The 15,588-nt window shown below is 67.9% G+C and carries 15 protein-coding genes, 1 tRNA gene and 1 riboswitch; of the genes, 11 read left to right on the top strand and 5 right to left on the bottom strand.

The features are described 5' to 3' along the window. The 5 genes from AC3XYG_RS18620 to AC3XYG_RS18600 form a co-directional block, all read left to right on the top strand. Positions 1 to 1,675 (top strand): NTP transferase domain-containing protein (locus AC3XYG_RS18620; RefSeq protein ID WP_489141350.1); only part of this gene is annotated, 1,675 nt, incomplete at its 5' end. Beyond that, positions 1,672 to 2,088, top strand: a complete 417-nt coding sequence (locus AC3XYG_RS18615; RefSeq protein WP_489141349.1) for an iron-sulfur cluster assembly scaffold protein — start codon at positions 1,672 to 1,674, stop codon at positions 2,086 to 2,088. The genes AC3XYG_RS18620 and AC3XYG_RS18615, both read left to right, overlap by 4 nt. A 90-nt stretch (positions 2,089 to 2,178) precedes the next feature. Further along, a riboswitch (SAM-I-IV-variant riboswitch) is annotated at positions 2,179 to 2,284 on the top strand. Between the two features lie 44 nt (positions 2,285 to 2,328). Next, complete coding sequence (locus AC3XYG_RS18610) at positions 2,329 to 3,249, top strand: homoserine O-succinyltransferase (RefSeq protein ID WP_489141348.1); 921 nt, start codon at positions 2,329 to 2,331, stop codon at positions 3,247 to 3,249. Between the two features lie 100 nt (positions 3,250 to 3,349). Beyond that, positions 3,350 to 3,898, top strand: coding sequence for an RBBP9/YdeN family alpha/beta hydrolase (locus AC3XYG_RS18605; RefSeq protein WP_489141347.1), 549 nt, complete (start codon positions 3,350 to 3,352; stop codon positions 3,896 to 3,898). A 106-nt stretch (positions 3,899 to 4,004) separates the two neighbouring features. Then, on the top strand, positions 4,005 to 4,580 hold the full coding sequence (locus AC3XYG_RS18600; RefSeq protein WP_489141346.1) for a cytochrome b: 576 nt from the start codon (positions 4,005 to 4,007) through the stop codon (positions 4,578 to 4,580). Between the two features lie 6 nt (positions 4,581 to 4,586). Here AC3XYG_RS18600 and AC3XYG_RS18595 read toward each other — a convergent pair whose 3' ends face one another. Next, positions 4,587 to 5,312 (bottom strand): type 1 glutamine amidotransferase, encoded by a 726-nt coding sequence (locus tag AC3XYG_RS18595; RefSeq protein WP_489141345.1) that lies wholly within the window; start codon positions 5,310 to 5,312, stop codon positions 4,587 to 4,589. Between the two features lie 88 nt (positions 5,313 to 5,400). Continuing rightward, positions 5,401 to 6,744 (bottom strand): NAD(P)/FAD-dependent oxidoreductase, encoded by a 1,344-nt coding sequence (locus AC3XYG_RS18590; protein ID WP_489141344.1) that lies wholly within the window; start codon positions 6,742 to 6,744, stop codon positions 5,401 to 5,403. Positions 6,745 to 6,844: 100 nt separating this feature from the next. Between AC3XYG_RS18590 and AC3XYG_RS18585 the strand changes: the two genes are divergently transcribed. Genes AC3XYG_RS18585 through AC3XYG_RS18575 form a run of 3 tightly spaced genes read left to right on the top strand, consistent with a single transcriptional unit; the run spans position 6,845 to position 9,340 of the window. Further along, entirely contained in the window at positions 6,845 to 7,945 is a 1,101-nt protein-coding gene (locus AC3XYG_RS18585; protein WP_489141343.1) for a bifunctional metallophosphatase/5'-nucleotidase, read from the top strand. A gap of 49 nt (positions 7,946 to 7,994) precedes the next feature. After that, a complete protein-coding gene (locus AC3XYG_RS18580) occupies positions 7,995 to 8,372 on the top strand; it encodes a 5'-nucleotidase C-terminal domain-containing protein (RefSeq protein ID WP_489141342.1) in 378 nt (125 codons plus the stop codon). Continuing rightward, the gene (locus AC3XYG_RS18575; RefSeq protein WP_489141341.1) at positions 8,369 to 9,340 is read left to right on the top strand and encodes a patatin-like phospholipase family protein; all 972 of its coding nucleotides are present in this window, start codon (positions 8,369 to 8,371) and stop codon (positions 9,338 to 9,340) included. The genes AC3XYG_RS18580 and AC3XYG_RS18575 overlap by 4 nt, the downstream gene beginning before the upstream one ends. On the opposite strand, the gene AC3XYG_RS18570 is transcribed toward AC3XYG_RS18575, so the two are convergent. Then, positions 9,298 to 10,095: an AraC family transcriptional regulator gene (locus tag AC3XYG_RS18570; protein ID WP_489141340.1), complete on the bottom strand. Its 798-nt coding sequence runs from the start codon at positions 10,093 to 10,095 to the stop codon at positions 9,298 to 9,300. The two genes, AC3XYG_RS18575 and AC3XYG_RS18570, sit on opposite strands and share 43 nt — an antisense overlap. 136 nt (positions 10,096 to 10,231) lie before the next feature. Between AC3XYG_RS18570 and AC3XYG_RS18565 the strand changes: the two genes are divergently transcribed. The 3 genes from AC3XYG_RS18565 to AC3XYG_RS18555 all read left to right on the top strand — a co-directional run bounded on the left by AC3XYG_RS18565 (position 10,232) and on the right by AC3XYG_RS18555 (position 13,580). Beyond that, entirely contained in the window at positions 10,232 to 11,494 is a 1,263-nt protein-coding gene (locus AC3XYG_RS18565) for an MFS transporter (RefSeq protein WP_489141339.1), read from the top strand. A gap of 150 nt (positions 11,495 to 11,644) precedes the next feature. Continuing rightward, the gene (locus AC3XYG_RS18560; protein ID WP_489141338.1) at positions 11,645 to 11,947 is read left to right on the top strand and encodes a hypothetical protein; all 303 of its coding nucleotides are present in this window, start codon (positions 11,645 to 11,647) and stop codon (positions 11,945 to 11,947) included. Positions 11,948 to 12,194: 247 nt separating this feature from the next. Next, positions 12,195 to 13,580, top strand: coding sequence for a calcium-binding protein (locus tag AC3XYG_RS18555; RefSeq protein WP_489141337.1), 1,386 nt, complete (start codon positions 12,195 to 12,197; stop codon positions 13,578 to 13,580). A 123-nt stretch (positions 13,581 to 13,703) separates the two neighbouring features. Here AC3XYG_RS18555 and AC3XYG_RS18550 read toward each other — a convergent pair whose 3' ends face one another. Continuing rightward, positions 13,704 to 15,026: a calcium-binding protein gene (locus tag AC3XYG_RS18550; RefSeq protein ID WP_489141336.1), complete on the bottom strand. Its 1,323-nt coding sequence runs from the start codon at positions 15,024 to 15,026 to the stop codon at positions 13,704 to 13,706. 319 nt (positions 15,027 to 15,345) lie between these two features. Continuing rightward, positions 15,346 to 15,414, bottom strand: a tRNA-Ser gene (locus tag AC3XYG_RS18545). Positions 15,415 to 15,588 lie beyond the last annotated feature (174 nt).

Raw genomic sequence — 15,588 nt, 5'->3', positions numbered from 1 at the left:
GCCAGGAACCGCATGGGAAGAGGCCGGCGTGATCTTCGGGACCCTGTCCACCACCGAGGCTGCCGGCGCGATCCTGGCCCACACCGTGGCCGCAGGCGACGTGGTGTTCCGCAAGGGACGGCGGCTGAGCGAGGCCGAAGCCGCGACCTTGCGCGCCGCCGGGGTGCAGGAGATCCAGGCGGCGCGGCTGGAGCGCGGCGACATCCATGAGGACCAGGCGGCGGAGCGGGTGGCGACGGTGCTGCAGGGCCCCGGCCTGACCGCCAGCGCCGCCTTCACCGGCCGGGTCAACCTGTTCGCCGAGGCCGCCGGCGTGGTGGTCATCGACCGCGAGCGGATCGACCGGCTGAACCGGCTGGACGAATCCATCACCATCGCCACCCTGCCGGAATGGACCGAAGTCGCGCCGAAGCAGATGGTGGCGACGATCAAGATCATCCCCTTCGCAGCCCCAGGCGACGCCGTGGCGCTGGTCGAGGTGATGTCGGCGCTGCCGGAGCGCGGGCCGGCGCTGCGCCTGGGCCGCTATCGGCCGCTGAAGGTCGGGCTGATCCAGACCCGGCTGCCGACGACCAAGCCCACCGTGCTCGACAAGACGGCGCAGATCACGGCGGACAGCATCGCCCGGCTGGGCGGCACGCTGGTGCGCGAACGCCGGTCGGAACACAAGGCCCCGGCGCTGACCAGCGAGATCCGCATGGTCCAGAACATCGGGCTCGACCTGCTGCTGATCATCGGCGCCTCGGCCATCACCGACCGGCGCGACGTACTGCCGACAGCGGTCGAGGCTTCGGGCGGCATCGTCGAGCATTTCGGCATGCCGGTCGATCCCGGCAATTTGATGCTGATGGGCCGCATCGGCGCCATGCCGGTGCTCGGCCTGCCTGGCTGTGCCCGCTCGCCCAAGCTCAACGGCTTCGACTGGGTGCTGCAGCGCCTCGCCGCCGGCCTCAACGTCACCCGCCTCGACGTCATGGCGATGGGCGTCGGCGGGCTGCTGGCGGAGATCCCGAGCCGCCCCCTGCCCCGCGACCGCGCCACGGAGACGAACGGCATGCCGCATGCCCCGACGATCGGTGTCGTCGTGCTGGCCGCCGGCCAGTCGCGCCGGATGGGCGAGCTGAACAAGCTGCTGGCCCCGGTCGAGGGCAAGCCGATGCTGGCCCATGCCGTCGACGCCGCGCTCGGCGCCCAGGGCATCGGGCCGATCGTCGTGGTCACCGGCCATGAGCGCGAGCAGGTCGAGGCCGCGCTGCCGGACCGCCCCGTCACCTTCACCGCCAATCCGCGCTATGCCGAAGGGCTTAGCACCTCGCTCGCCGCTGGGCTGGCAGCGTTGCCGGACGGGGTCGACGCCGCGCTGGTCTGCCTCGGCGACATGCCGCGGATCGCGCCGCGGCTGATCGAGCGGCTGGTCGCCGCCTATGCGCCGACGGAGGGCCGTTCGATCGTGGTGCCGGTCCACCACGGCAAGCGCGGCAACCCGGTGCTGTGGGATCGGCGCTTCTTCCCGGCCATGGCCGCGGTCGCCGGCGATGTCGGCGCCCGCCATCTGATCGGCGAGCACGCCGACGAGGTGGTCGAGATCGAGGCCGGCGACCCGACCGTGCTGTTCGATGTCGACACGCCCGAGACGCTGTCGACCCTGACCGGTGCCAAAGGGGCGACGCGATGATCGATGCGCTCTACGACCAGGCGATCCTGCAGCGCGCGCGCGAGGCGATCGGCGCCGGCCGGCTGGATGCGCCGGACGGGTCGGCGATGATCGACAACCCGCTGTGCGGTGACCGCGTCACCATCGACCTGACCCTGTCCGGCGGCACCGTGGCCACGCTCGGCCATGTCGTGCGCGGCTGCGTGCTGTGCGAAGCGTCGGCCGCCTTGATCGCGGAAAAGGCGATCGGCCAGGACCCGGCTGCGCTGCGGGCGATCGCGGCGGCGATCCGGCCGATGCTGCGCGAGGGTGCCGCCCCGCCCTGGCCGGAGCTGGAGATCTTCACCCCGGTTCGCACCGTGCGCAGCCGTCACGACTGCGTCGAGCTGCCCTTCCGGGCCCTGGCGGCGGCGCTGGACGCCGCCGGCGCCTGACCCGGACGGGCCCCGGCCACCTGCGTTTCTCAACGGTCTCCGCTGCGGCATTCATCCAGTTGTAAAGAAGCAGCGGACCGGCTAGATATCGAAGCACATCAAGAGTTGGGCATGGCCCGACGCCAACCTGCTTCCCGAGCAAGGTGGCGCTCCCGAGAGGGAGGATGTGGCCGAGCCGGCAACGAAACGGGTCATGCCACTGTCGGATTTGCCCGCGCAGCCGTGGGACAGACAGAGTCGATGCCGATCAAGATTCCGGACAGCCTGCCCGCCCGCTCCATCCTGGAAGCGGAAGGGGTGATGCTGATGCTCGAGGCGGAAGCCGTGCGCCAGGATATCAGGCCGATGCGCATCGGCCTGCTGAACCTGATGCCGAACAAGATCAAGACCGAGACTCAGTTCGCCCGGCTGCTCGGCGCCTCGCCGCTGCAGGTCGAGCTTGTGCTGGTCAAGATGACCAACCATGTCCCGCGCAACACCCCCAGCGACCACATCATCTCATTCTACCGCGACTGGGAAGACATCCGCGCCGAGAAGTTCGACGGCTTCATCATCACCGGCGCGCCGGTGGAGACGATGCCGTTCACGCAGGTGTCCTACTGGGATGAGCTGCGCCGCATCTTCGACTGGACGCAGACCAACGCCCATGGCTGCTTCAACGTCTGCTGGGGCGCCCAGGCGGCGGTGCACCATTTCCACGGCATGGCCAAGCACCCGCTGGGCGAGAAGATGTTCGGCGTGTACCGGCACCAGATCCTGGAACCGGCCTCGCCCTATCTGCGCGGCTTCTCCGACGACTTCGCCATCCCGGTGTCGCGCTGGACCGAGGTGCGGCGCGACGACATCCCCGCCGGCAGCGGCATGACGGTGCTGATGGATTCGGACGAGGCGGGGCTGTGTCTGCTGGACGACCCGGTCCACCGGTCGCTGCAGATGTTCAACCACATCGAGTACGACACCAATTCGCTCGGTGACGAGTACTTCCGAGACCTGGCCGCCCGGAAGCCGATCGCGCCGCCGCACGACTATTTCCCGCAGGACAACCCGGACCAGCCGCCCCAGAACCGCTGGCGCAGCCACGCCCACCTGCTGTTCGGCAACTGGATCAACCACCTGTACCAGACGACGCCGTTCGACATGGCCGAGATCGGCAAGCGTTAGGGCTACGACAAGGGTTGGCCACGACAGTGGCCGGCGCTTGACCCCCGGCGATGGCAGGCACAATTAATGCCCTCCCCTCCCCGCTTGGCATCGAAGCTCCATGAAATCCGCCGACGCACAGATCCTCATGGTCCCGGGCCTGTCGACCCCGGACGAAGCCCATTGGCAATCGCGCTGGGAATCGCGGCTGAAGACCGCGCGCTGGGTCGGCCATGCGGACGATCCGGCCGACCGCGCCATGCGGGTCGAAGCCCTGGTCGCCGCGGTCGAAAGTGCGGACAAGCCGGTCGTGCTGGTCGCCCATTCCCTGGGCGTGCTGACCGTCGTCTTTGCTGCACCGCGCCTGAACGGCCGCGTCGCCGGGGCGCTGCTGGTCGCCCCCCCGGATGTGTCGGCCGGCGCGACGGCGGGGGGCATGGCGGTCACCGGCTATGAAGACGTGCCGCGCGACCCGCTGCCCTTCCCGTCGCTGCTGGTCGGCAGCGCCACCGATCCGCATTGCACCCTGGCGGTGGCCGAAGACCTGGCGGCGGCCTGGGGCAGCAGCTTTGCCGATGCCGGCGATGCCGGGCATCTGGACAAGACCAGCGGCCATGGCCCCTGGCCGGAGGGCCTGACCCGCTTCGCCACGCTGATGTCGCGGCTGTGATCGTTCGGCAGCCGTAACCAGGTCGGACATAATAGCGAACAGGATCCGGTCGCGATCGCGCGCCGCCAGCCCCCCGTCAGTTACCACCCCATCCACGAGCATCGATATGACGATCCAACAGGCCGTCCCGACCACGGCCCCGATCGACCGGTCCGACCGGCGCTACGACCCGGTGACGATCACCCTGCACTGGCTGACGGCGGTGCTGGTGATCACGCTGTTCGCCCTGGCCGAGACCTGGGGCTTCCTGCCGCGCGGCACGCCGCTGCGCAAGGGCGCCCAGTCGCTGCACATCTCGCTCGGCCTGCTGCTGACCGTCGTGCTGGTGGTGCGGCTGTTCTGGCGCAGCGGCCGTGGACGCCGCCTGCCACCCGCCAGTTCCGGGCTGCAGCATCTGGCCGCCAAGGCCGCGCATTATGCGCTGTACCTGCTGCTGGTGGCCCAGGTGGTCCTGGCCTTCCTGTACCGCTGGGCCCAGGGCGAGCCGTTCCAGTTCTTCGGCTTGTTCTCGGTGCCCACCGCCTTCGCCCCGGACCATGATCTGGCGGAGCTGTTCGGCGGGCTGCACTACGATGTCGCCTGGATCATCATCGGCCTGGCCGCCGTGCATGCGGTCGCGGCGCTGGTCCACCATCATGTGCTGCGCGACGGCGTGCTGCGCCGGATGCTGCCGGGGGGCTGATCGGCCTCAGGCCGCCTGCTGCCGCCGCGCCCGGGCGACCATGTCCATCCAGCGCAGCCCGACCTGGCGGCCGAAGGCGGCGGCGGCGGGGTGGTCGTTCGCCAGCTGGTCGCGATAGCCGGCATAGAAGTCCGGGAACAGGTCGCGCGCCGCGGCCGAGAAGCCGTCGACCCAGCCCTGGACGATCTCCACCGTGACCTCGAGGTGGAACTGCAGCCCGTACAGGCCTGGGCCGGCGGTGAAGGCTTGGTGGGCGCAGACCGGATTGGTCGCCAGCAGCGTCGCCCCGGCCGGCAAATCGAAGGTGTCGTAGTGCCAGTGCATCAGCCGCGGCAGCGGCGCCAGCCCCCGCAGCAGCGGGTCGGCCTCTCCCGCTGATGTGGCCTGGATCGGGGTGAAGCCGACCTCCGCCGTGTGATGGCGCCGGACCGTGCCGCCCAGGGCGCGGGCCAGCAGCTGGCTGCCGAGGCAGACGCCCAGCACCGGCTTGCCGGCCGCGGCGAAGGCGCGGATCACCTCGATCTGCCCCGGCAGATGGGGATGCGCGACATCGTCGGCGGCATGCTGGGTGCCGCCGAGCACCAGCAACCCGTCATGGCCAGACGCGTCGCCGGGCATGGCATCGCCATGCTCGGGGAAGCGGACATCCTCTGTGCCGCCGGCCTCGGCGATGGCGGCGCCGATCACGCCGGATGGCGAGATGTCGTTGTTCTGCAGCGTCAGGATCTTCACGGCGTCACGTCTCCGGCCAAGCCCGCAGGAAAGGCTACGGTCGGACCGCCCGGCGGCCAAATGCTGGGAATGCGGGGCCGACCCGGCGTCAGAGCAGATCCTGCATCATGAACTTGAGATAGGCCGCCTTCAGCAGCCAGCGCCGCCAGGGGCCGAGCGGGAAGCGGGTCGGCGCCGTCGCCATCAGCGCCGGGATGCCGACGCCCGGCACCGGGCCGCCGGTCATGGCATGGGCGATGGCGCGGCCGGCCCAGCCGGCGCTGGCGACGCCGTTGCCGTGGTAGGCCAGGGCGTACCAGACACCGGGATCATCCGGCACCTGGCCCAGCATCGGCGTCAGATTGGCCGACAGGCAGACCAAGCCTGACCAGAAATGCGTGGTCTCGACATCGCGCCAGGCGGGATAGGCGACGCCGATCCGCCCCTCCAGCCAACGGCGATAGCCCGCCGCCTCCTCCGGGCTGCCCCACAGCCCGCCGCGGGCGCCGAGCAGCAGCCGGCCATCCGCCAGCAGCCGGAAGTAGAACAGCAGGTTGCGCGTGTCCGACAGCGGCGTCCCGGTGGTCCAGCCCTGGGTCGCCTGCTCGGCCGCGGTCAGCGGCCGGGTGGTGACGATGTTGGACAGGGCCGGCAGGAAGGTGCCGGCGAGATAGGGGTGCAGCGCATCGGTGGTGTAGCCGTTGGTGGCGATCAGCACCCGCTTGGCCCGCAGCGAACCGCCTGCGGTGACCAGCCGGTGGCCGCCGCCATCCCGCTCCCACCCCGTCACCCGGCTGCGGTCGTGGATCTTCGCGCCCCGGGCCAGGGCGGCACGGGTCAGGCCGCGATGGTATTTCAGCGGGTGCAGGCCGAAGCCGGCGGCGTGGTGCAGCGCGCCATGCGCCTCCGGCCCGGCATGGCCGCGCTCGCGCAGCTCCTCCCGGCTCCACAGCGTCGAGGTCATACCGGTGACCTCGCGGTCCCAGCGCGCCTCCTCCTCCAGCTCGTGCACCCGGCCGGGCTTGTGCGCGACGCTGATGACGCCGTCGCCCTGGCGCTCGAAATCGATGGCCTCGCCGCGGGCGAGCTCGGCCACCAGCTCGGTCGCCTCGACCTGGGCGGCGTAATAGCGGCGCACCTCGTCACGGCCGACGCGCTTCAGCATCGCCTGGCCGGACAGCTTGGCCGCGCCGACGCAGTTGAAGCCGCCATTACGGCCGGATGCGCCCCAGCCGATCGGCCCCGCCTCCAGCACCCGGACATCGGTGCCGAGATCGCGCGCCAGATGCAGCGCCGCCGACAGCCCGGTGTAGCCACCACCGATGATGGCGACGTCGCAGGATTCGTCGCCCGACAGCGGCACGCAGCCCTCCGGCGCCGGGCCGGCGGTGGCTTCCCAATAGCTCGGAACGGTGCGGGCGGTGTCGGCCGTCGCCGGATGATAGAGGCCCATTCGATCCGTTCTCTTTCGCCACTCCGAAACGCGGGCGGAGGATGACATCCGGCGGCGGGCCGGTCCATGCTGGGGCCGCTATCCCGAGGAGATTCCCACCATGCAGGGCCCGTCACGCCGCCAGGTCATGCTCGCCACGCTGTTCGCCGCGGCCCCGCTGCCGGGCTGGGCGGCGGCCGCGCCGCTGCGCCTGGCCTTCCTGCATGTGAACGACGTCTACGAGATCGCCCCGGTGCGCGGCCAGGGCGGTTTCGGGCAATTGGCGACGCTGCTGCAGCAGGCGCGCGCCGCCAATCCGCACAGCATCACCACCTTCGGCGGCGACACGCTGTCGCCCTCCGTCATGTCGGGCCTGACCAAGGGCTCGCAGATGATCGACCTGTTCAACGCCATCGGCGTCGACTACGCGGTCTGGGGCAACCACGAATTCGACTACGGGCCGGAGCTGGCGGCGCAGCGCATCGGCGAATCGAAATTCCCCTGGCTCGGCACCAATGTCCTGGGCAAGGACGGCAAACCCTTCGGCGGCGGCGTCGCCACCGCGACCCGCCAAATCGGCGACTACACCATCGGCTTCCTCGGCATCCTGACGCCGGATACGGCGGTGCTGTCGAGCCCCGGGCCGGACGTCCGCTTCGCCGACATTATCGCCACCACGAAGCAGGCGGTGGAAGCGCTCAAGGCCCAGGGTGCCAACATCCTGGTGGCGCTGACCCATCTCGGCATCGCCCAGGACCGCCAGCTGGCACAGTCGGTGAAGGGGCTGCATTTGGTGCTGGGCGGGCACGACCACGACCCGATCATGTTCTACGAAAACAACGTCCTGATCTTCAAAGCCGGCTACGATTCCCACTATCTCGGCGTGGTCGAACTGGAGATTTCGACCCGCGACACCAAGGATGGGCCGGTCATCGCCGTGCTGCCGAGCTGGGAGGTCCGCCCGACCGCCGGCGTTACGCCCGATCCAGTGATCCAGGCCAAGGTCGACGGCTTCAACAAGGCACTGGACGACGCGCTGGGCATCGTCATCGGCAAGACCGAGATCCTGCTGGACAGCCAGCGCGGCCAGGTCCGCACCGTCGAGACCACGATGGGCGACCTGATCGCCGACGCACTGCGCTGGGGCACATCCGGTGCCCAGGTCGCGATCGTCAATGGCGGCGGCATCCGCGGCGACCGGCTGATCCCCGGCCGGCACTGAGCTGACGCGCAAGGACATCCTGGCCGAGCTGCCCTTCGGCAATGTCGCGGTGCTGATCGAGCTGACCGGCGCCCAGATCCGCGCGGCGCTGGAAAACGGCGTGTCCCAGGTCGAAGGCGTCGTCGGCCGCTTCCCCCAGGTCTCGGGCCTGGCCTTCACCTGGAATTCGGCCAGGCCGCCGGGCAGCCGGGTGGTGTCGGTCACGATCGGCGGCCAGCCGCTGGACGACGCGGCCGTCTACAAAGTTGCCACCAACGACTACATGGTCGCCGGCGGCGACGGCTATGCCGTGATGACCCAGGGCAAGGTGCTGGTCGACATCTCGGGCGGGCGGCTGATGGCGACGGTGGTGATGGACTATGTCAGCGCCCGGAAGACCATCACCCCGGATATCGGCGGCCGGATCACGAGGATCGACCAGCAATGACGATGGATGCTGACAGCGGCGCCCCGCCGGTCCTGGGCCTGACCCTCGGCGGCGGCATCGCCCGCGGCTGGGCCCATATCGGCGTGCTGCGCGCGCTCGATGCCGCCGGCATCAAGCCGCAGGTGGTGTGCGGCACCTCGGTCGGCGCCCTGGCCGGCGCCGCCCATCTCTCCGGCCGGCTGGACGTGCTGGAGGCCTGGGCCCGCGGGCTGGATCGGCAGCGGATGATCTCCTATCTCGATTTCGGCCTGGGCCAGCCCAGCCTGATCAGCGGCCGCAAGCTGGGCCGCCTGCTGGACCAGAGCTTCGGCGACCTGCGCATCGAGGATCTTGGCGTGCCGTTCGGCGTCGGCTGCGTCGACCTGTTCACCGGCCACGAGGTGTGCCTGAGCAGCGGCCGGATTTCCGATGTGATCCAGGCCTCCTACGCCCTGCCCGGCGTGTTCCCGCCCCGCCGGGTCGGCCGCCACATGCTGGTCGACGGCGCCCTGGTCAACCCGGTGCCGGTCTCGATCTGCCGGGCCCTGGGCGCCGAGGTGGTGATCGCGGTCAACCTGAACGGCGACATCATGGGCAAGACCCGGGTGCCGGAGGGCGGCTATGCCCTCGTCTCCGGCTTCGACGTCCTGGAGCTGATGCCGGGCGGCGGCCTGCTGAGCGGCATCAACGGCATCGCCCGCAAGCTGTTCCGCCGCGACCCGAACGCGCCCAGCCTGTTCGGCGTGATGATGGCGTCGCTGAACATCGTGCTCGACCGCACCGGGCGCAGCCGCCTGGCGGCCGAGCCGCCTGATGTGCTGATCGCGCCGCGGCTGGGCCATATCGGCAGCGCCGAATTCGACCGCGCCGCCGAGATGATCGACCTGGGTTACGAGGCGGCGGAGGCGGCGATCCCCGACATCCGGGAGGCGTTGCGCGTCACCTCCTACGGGCTGGATCCCGCGCCGCCGGAGCCCGCTGCGAAGTAGCGGCTGGGCGGGGCACCCAGCATGCGCTTGAACATGGTGGTGAAGGCGGCGGCGCTGTCATAGCCGAGGTCGAGGGCGACCCCCGTCACCGCCTCGCCCGCCGCCAGCCGCGGCAGCGCCGCGAACAGGCAGGCCTGCTGCCGCCAGGCGGACAGGCTGAGGCCGGTCTCCTGCCGGAACAGGCGGGTGAAGGCGCGGCGGCTCATCGCCAGGGCATCGCACCAGTCATCGATGGTGTCGTGCGGCGTCGGTCCGTCCAGGAAATGGCGGCAGCGGGCGGCCAGCGCCGCATGGCCCGGCAGCGGCAGGTTGAGCGGCAGCACCGGCATCCGCCCGATTTCTTCCAGGATCAGGGCCATGATCAGCCCTGCCCGGCTGTCCGGATCGTATTCCATCGGCAGGTCGACGGCCTCGATCAGCAGGCTGCGCATCAGCGGCGAGACGCCGACCACCTGGCATTCCGTCGGCAGCCCGGCGATGGCATCCGGCTCGATATAGACGCTGCGCACCCGGACCGCCCCGACCGGCTGGACGTCATGGGTGATGCCGCCGGGGATCCACACGGCGCGTTCGGGCGGCACCACCCAGCGTCCCTGCTCGGTGCGGACCATCAGCACGCCGTCGATGCCGAGCAGCAGTTGCGACCGCCGGTGCCGGTGCGGCAGGATCACATAATGCGCGGGATAGTCGTTGCCGATGGCCACGACCGGGCGCGGGACGGACTCGTAGTCCGGCGGTGCGACATCTCGAACCATGGCCCACTCTCGAAGATATCAGACCAAAGCACGAAAGCAGATCGACGGCAAAGGCGTATGTTGGCATCGAACCGGAGACACTCTCGTCCCCGGACGGCTTGAGGTGCGCCGCTCAGCGGGCATCGGGAACATCGACATGACGAGCGGAACAGCGATCGCGGGCAGCACGCCCGACCTGAACCAGACAGCGGGCCGGCCGGACGCCGAGAAGACGGTGTTCGTCATTCTCGCGGCAATCAGCTTCAGCCACCTGCTGAACGACATGATGCAGTCGCTGCTGCCGGCGCTGTATCCGATGTTGGCGACCAACTTCGGCCTCGATTTCGGCCAGGTCGGGCTGATCACCTTCGTGTTCCAGCTCACCGCCTCGATCCTGCAGCCGGCGATCGGCCTCTACACCGACCGCAAGCCGCAGCCCTTCTCGCTGCCGCTCGGCATGGGCTTCACCCTGGTCGGCCTGATCGTCCTGTCGGTCGCGCCGAGCTTCCCGGTGCTGCTGCTCGGCGCCGCGCTGGTCGGCATGGGCTCGTCGGTGTTCCACCCGGAATCCTCGCGCATCGCCCGGCTGGCGTCCGGCGGCCGGCATGGGCTGGCGCAGTCGGTGTTCCAGGTCGGCGGCAATATCGGCTCGGCCATCGGCCCGCTGCTGGCCGCCTTCATCGTGCTGCCGCGCGGCCAGGGCAGCATCGGCTGGTTCTCCGCCGCGGCACTGCTCGCCATCATGGTGCTGACCGGGGTTGGCATCTGGTACCAGCGGCATCGGCTGAGCGCGAAGGCCAAGCCGCGCCGGGCGACCAGCGCCGTCATGCTGCCGCGCCGCCAGATCGGCATCGCCCTCGGCGTCCTCGGCATGCTGGTCTTCTCCAAGTACATCTACCTGGCGAGCCTGACGAGCTACTACACCTTCTACCTGATCCAGACCTTCCACGTGTCGGTGCAGAGCGCCCAGATCCACCTGTTCATCTTCCTCGGCGCGGTCGCGGCCGGCACCATCATCGGCGGCCCGATCGGCGACCGGTTCGGCCGCAAATACGTGATCTGGGGCTCGATCCTGGGCGTGCTGCCCTTCACCCTGGCCCTGCCCTATGCCGGGCTGACCGGGACCGTGATCCTGACCGTGATCATCGGCCTGATCCTGGCCTCGGCCTTCTCCGCCATCGTCGTCTATGCGCAGGAGCTGGTGCCGGGCAAGACCGGCACCATCGCCGGGCTGTTCTTCGGCTTCGCCTTCGGCATGGGCGGCATCGGCGCCGCCGTGCTGGGCGAGATCGCCGATCTCACCAGCATCGGCTTCGTCTACCACCTCTGCTCGTTCCTGCCGCTGATCGGGGTCCTGACCGTGTTCCTGCCCAATCTGGAACGGCCCCGGGCTGTGCCCGCCACGGTGCCGGCGGAGTAGGCAAGCGCGCGCCGCGTCCGGAACATCAATCGGACGTGGCGTCGCCAACCTGTCATGATGGCGCCATCGCCGAATATCCGGCGCCGCGAGGATCGTGGGCGCCGGCTTGGATCCGCTGCCCTGGTCCCGCTCAGGAACATGGAGACGGCGATGGCGATCAACGGCGATGCGGAGCGGCGCCGGGAGGCGACCCGGATCCTCAAGAGCTACCTGGCCAAGTGGGAGACCGGCACCACGCCCAGCCAGCTGGAGCGCGGCATGCTGTACCGGGCGATGAAGAGCATGCGGAACCGGGCGCCGTTCCAGGTCATCTGGTCCTGGCTGGCCCTGCTCGACCCCGCCAACACCCCCGACCTCGACCGGCAGCGGGCCGATGCCGACGGTGCCCGCTACCCGCTGGCGGATTACCGGCGCTTCGTCGCCGAAAGCGGGACCTTCCGCCTGAACGGGTAGTCCGGCCGGGGCTGTGGCCCGTGCAGGCATCTGGTAATCGAGAGGGTCGGCTCGGACGAATTGCCTGCGTCTGCACGCCGGATCGTGGGGCGACGCCACGATGCGGCAGGCCGACCCGCTTCTCGCCGGTCGCATTGCCCATTGTTCGCTAAAAAATGAGGATATTGCGCCTAATTTAGGCCGTGATATGCTGACAATTGTTACCAAAAATTAATATTCAAGCAATTTCAGCAAAGGGGGAAACGCGATGGCCATCATCAATGGCACGTCCGGGAACGACTCGCTTCACTCCACATCGGGCAGCGATATTCTCAATGGTCTGGACGGGAATGACGCTCTCTACGACGATGACGACAACACTACGAACAGCGACACTTTGAATGGTGGCGCCGGCAATGATGTAATTTTTGCGCTACCGGGAGGATCGGTTAATCAGGGCATCAACCGCTACAACGGCGGTGATGGCATCGACACGCTCGCCTACACGAACCGGCATGGCGATGGGGGAGCGTCGGTCACGATCGGTGGCGTCGGCGATTGGACGGACTTCGTCGGGGCCGATATCGAGAACCTGACCGGCTCCCTCTACTCCGACGTCCTGACCGGATCGAACGCCGACAACATTCTCGATGGGAATGGCGGTGCCAGCAGCGGCGATGTCCTGAGCGGCCTTGGCGGAAACGATGTCCTGCATGGCGGCTACGGCGCCAGCACGCTGAGCGGCGGCGACGGCATCGACACCATCACCTATGGCGGTAACGATGGCGGCCCCGGCACGGGACCATTGGAAGACGAAAGCGTGACCGTGACCATCGGCGGCATCGGCATCGGCGGGGATGCCGAGGGCGACATCATCGGGCGCGATATCGAGAACATCGTCGGCGCGTCGCTCAATGATGTCCTGACCGGCTCCGCCGCGGCCAATACCCTCTCCGGAGGCCTGGGAGACGACCGGCTGACCGGCCTTGCCGGCAACGATACACTGGCCGGCGGGGGCGGCGACGACACCGCCTATGGCCTGGCCGATGACGACACCCTCCAGGGCGGGGACGGCAACGACAAGCTGATCGGCGGTACCGGGGCGGACATACTGAACGGCGGCAACGGCACGGATTGGGCCTACTACCACACCGGCACCGCCGGAGTGACCGCCGACCTCCAGCTCGGCAGCGGATCGGGTGGCGACGCCCAGGGCGACACCTATTCGAGCATCGAGAACATCTACGGCTCGATCTATGCCGATACGCTGACCGGTGGGGACCAGACCAATGTCCTGCTCGGCAACACCGGGGCCGATACGCTGACCGGCGGCGGCGCCAACGACTATTTCACCTACCAGGCCGTGAGTGACAGCACGGCGCTAACTGCGGACACCATCACCGACTTCTCGCAGGCACAGGGCGACAAGATCGACCTGCGGCCGATCGATGCCGACGGCAATGCGGCAAACGGCAACACCGCCTTTATCTTCACAGCCGGCGGCGCCTTCACCGGTTCGGGTCACGAGGTGATCGTGCAGGGCAGCGGCGGCAGCTTCGTCGTCCTGGCCGACATCGACGGCGACGGTATCGCGGACATGACGATCAATGTCCAATCGGCGACGGCCCTGGTTGCCGGGGACCTGCTGCTCTGAGAAAGGCGGATGGCGGCCTCGCCCTACTCCGTAGACCGGCAAGATGTCGTGCAGATTTTGCCGGGAGGCACCGGATCCTTTCTGAAATGGGTGGCCCTAGCTCCGGCTGGGGCCACCTAGCCATCAGAGCATGAAGTCGCTGGCCACCAGCGCCGTCGTCGAATGCACCGTGATCGCCATGTCGGCCACCTTGTCGCCATTGACGTCAGCAAGGACGGTGTAGACCCCCGCCCCGGCCGCCTGGATGATCACCTCGTGGCCGGAACCGGAGAAGACGCCGCCAGGGGTGAAGGTGAAGGCCGTATTGCCGTTGGCCGCATTCCCATCCGCATCGATTGGGCGGAGGTCGATCTTGTCGTCTTCGGCATGGGAGAAATCGGTGATGGTGTCTCGGCCCGCTGCAGCGACAGTGCTCTCAGAGAGAGTCCGATAAGCGAAATAGTCGTTGTCGGCACCCCCGGTCAGAGTGTCCGCTCCGACATTGCCAATCAAGACGTTGGTGACAGCATTGCCGATGAGGGTATCGGCAAATGTAGAGCCGAGCGCGTTCTCGATGCCGGTATACGTATCCCGTTCACTGAGGAAGAAGACTCCATTGGGATCGAAGAAGAGCCCTCCTACCCCGGTCTGAAAGTTGACGGTCACGGGACCTTGCGCGGTATGATAGTAGACCCAGTCAATTCCATTGCCCCCCGCCAGAATATCCGCCCCACCCTCTCCGACGAGCGTGTCATTGCCGTCGCCTCCGGTCAGCGTGTCATCGCCGGTAGCACCAAACAGCGTGTCATCACCGCCGCCGCCGGAGATCCAATCTGCCGCGGCACTGCCAAAAACTTTGTCGTCATGACTTGAACCGATCAGCCCTTCCAGGTTGAAGAGCCTATCGCCATCGGCATCACCGCCGACAGCATAGCCCACCAGAAGACTAGCGGTAATACCTGCAGACGAGTTCTGATATGAGACGATATCGATCGAGTCAGAAATATTGGATGGAGCGTTATCTTCTCCTCCATCGATATAATCTCGGCCAGATCCAGCGATAATCAAATCTGCGCCGATGCCGCCATCCAGGCCGTTTGTTCCGGCGCCGCCGACCAGAATATCGTTCCCGCTCCCGCCGTACAGCTGATCATTCCCGTTCTGGCCCTCAAGCCTGTCGTCACCATTGTCTCCGACGAGAGTATCGTCGCCATCGCCACCCCGCACCGTGTCCGCGTCGTCGCCACCATGCAGATCATCGTTGCCTGTTCCTCCGGAGACGGTGTCCCCTCCGCCACCTGCCTGCACGCGATCGTCGCCGCTGCCGCCGTCGATCTGATCTCTTCCGCTGGAGCCGTATATCAGATCGTTGCCGCCCAATCCGAAGATGACGTCGCCGTCAGAACCATCTGGGTGCAACGCAGCAATAAGGAGGTCCGGATCGGATGTGCCGTTTATCAAAGCCATGCTGCTTCTCCTATCCTGCAATTGGATATCCGAAATTCGACTCCGATCAATGCAAGGCAGTATGGCGTCGACATGGCGTCGATGCACGGGCTAGGCCGGTGAAGACATCATCGCCGCGCTGCCGACCGCGAGATCAGCGCGGCCCTCGAGCGCGATCTCCTCTCCTGACACCACCCGCCACGACCCGGAACAGGAGGCGAACGCCGTTCGCCGCGTGTGTGGAGTCCTGTGTGGAGTCAAAGGCGCGAAGCGACTGCGGGGACCGGCCGAAAAGGCCAGGAAAGCCGCCAAGTCCAGCGTTCTCAAGGGGCAAGGGGAATGGTGCCCAGGGACGGAGTCGAACCGCCGACACGGGGATTTTCAGTCCCATTTTGAGCCGTTTCAAGGCGGAACATGGTGCACCCCGTCGAAGAAAATGCCCTTTTATCTCAATCGACTAAGTGAACATGCGGCGCATGCTGGAACACCCTAGCGCGGCCAGTTCTAGTGCCAAATTGGTGCCAAATCCGTGGTACGATTGGGAGAGACTGCACCTACGGGAGCACTCCCATGAGCACTTCGA

The sequence above is a fragment of the Inquilinus sp. genome (genome assembly GCF_057815775.1).
Note: the sequence above shows the minus strand (reverse complement) of the source record. Positions and strands in the feature narration are given on the sequence as shown.

Bases quoted from the DNA above. Each gene is read 5' to 3' on its own strand.
- AC3XYG_RS18560 (WP_489141338.1), top strand. From the start codon at position 11,645: ATGGCGATCAACGGCGATGCGGAGCGGCGCCGGGAGGCGACCCGGATC.
- AC3XYG_RS18600 (WP_489141346.1), top strand. From the start codon at position 4,005: ATGACGATCCAACAGGCCGTCCCGACCACGGCCCCGATCGACCGGTCC.
- AC3XYG_RS18555 (WP_489141337.1), top strand. From the start codon at position 12,195: ATGGCCATCATCAATGGCACGTCCGGGAACGACTCGCTTCACTCCACA.
- AC3XYG_RS18550 (WP_489141336.1), bottom strand. From the start codon at position 15,026: ATGGCTTTGATAAACGGCACATCCGATCCGGACCTCCTTATTGCTGCG.
- AC3XYG_RS18570 (WP_489141340.1), bottom strand. From the start codon at position 10,095: ATGGTTCGAGATGTCGCACCGCCGGACTACGAGTCCGTCCCGCGCCCG.
- AC3XYG_RS18590 (WP_489141344.1), bottom strand. From the start codon at position 6,744: ATGGGCCTCTATCATCCGGCGACGGCCGACACCGCCCGCACCGTTCCG.
- AC3XYG_RS18605 (WP_489141347.1), top strand. From the start codon at position 3,350: ATGAAATCCGCCGACGCACAGATCCTCATGGTCCCGGGCCTGTCGACC.
- AC3XYG_RS18585 (WP_489141343.1), top strand. From the start codon at position 6,845: ATGCAGGGCCCGTCACGCCGCCAGGTCATGCTCGCCACGCTGTTCGCC.
- AC3XYG_RS18615 (WP_489141349.1), top strand. From the start codon at position 1,672: ATGATCGATGCGCTCTACGACCAGGCGATCCTGCAGCGCGCGCGCGAG.
- AC3XYG_RS18575 (WP_489141341.1), top strand. From the start codon at position 8,369: ATGACGATGGATGCTGACAGCGGCGCCCCGCCGGTCCTGGGCCTGACC.
- AC3XYG_RS18610 (WP_489141348.1), top strand. From the start codon at position 2,329: ATGCCGATCAAGATTCCGGACAGCCTGCCCGCCCGCTCCATCCTGGAA.
- AC3XYG_RS18565 (WP_489141339.1), top strand. From the start codon at position 10,232: ATGACGAGCGGAACAGCGATCGCGGGCAGCACGCCCGACCTGAACCAG.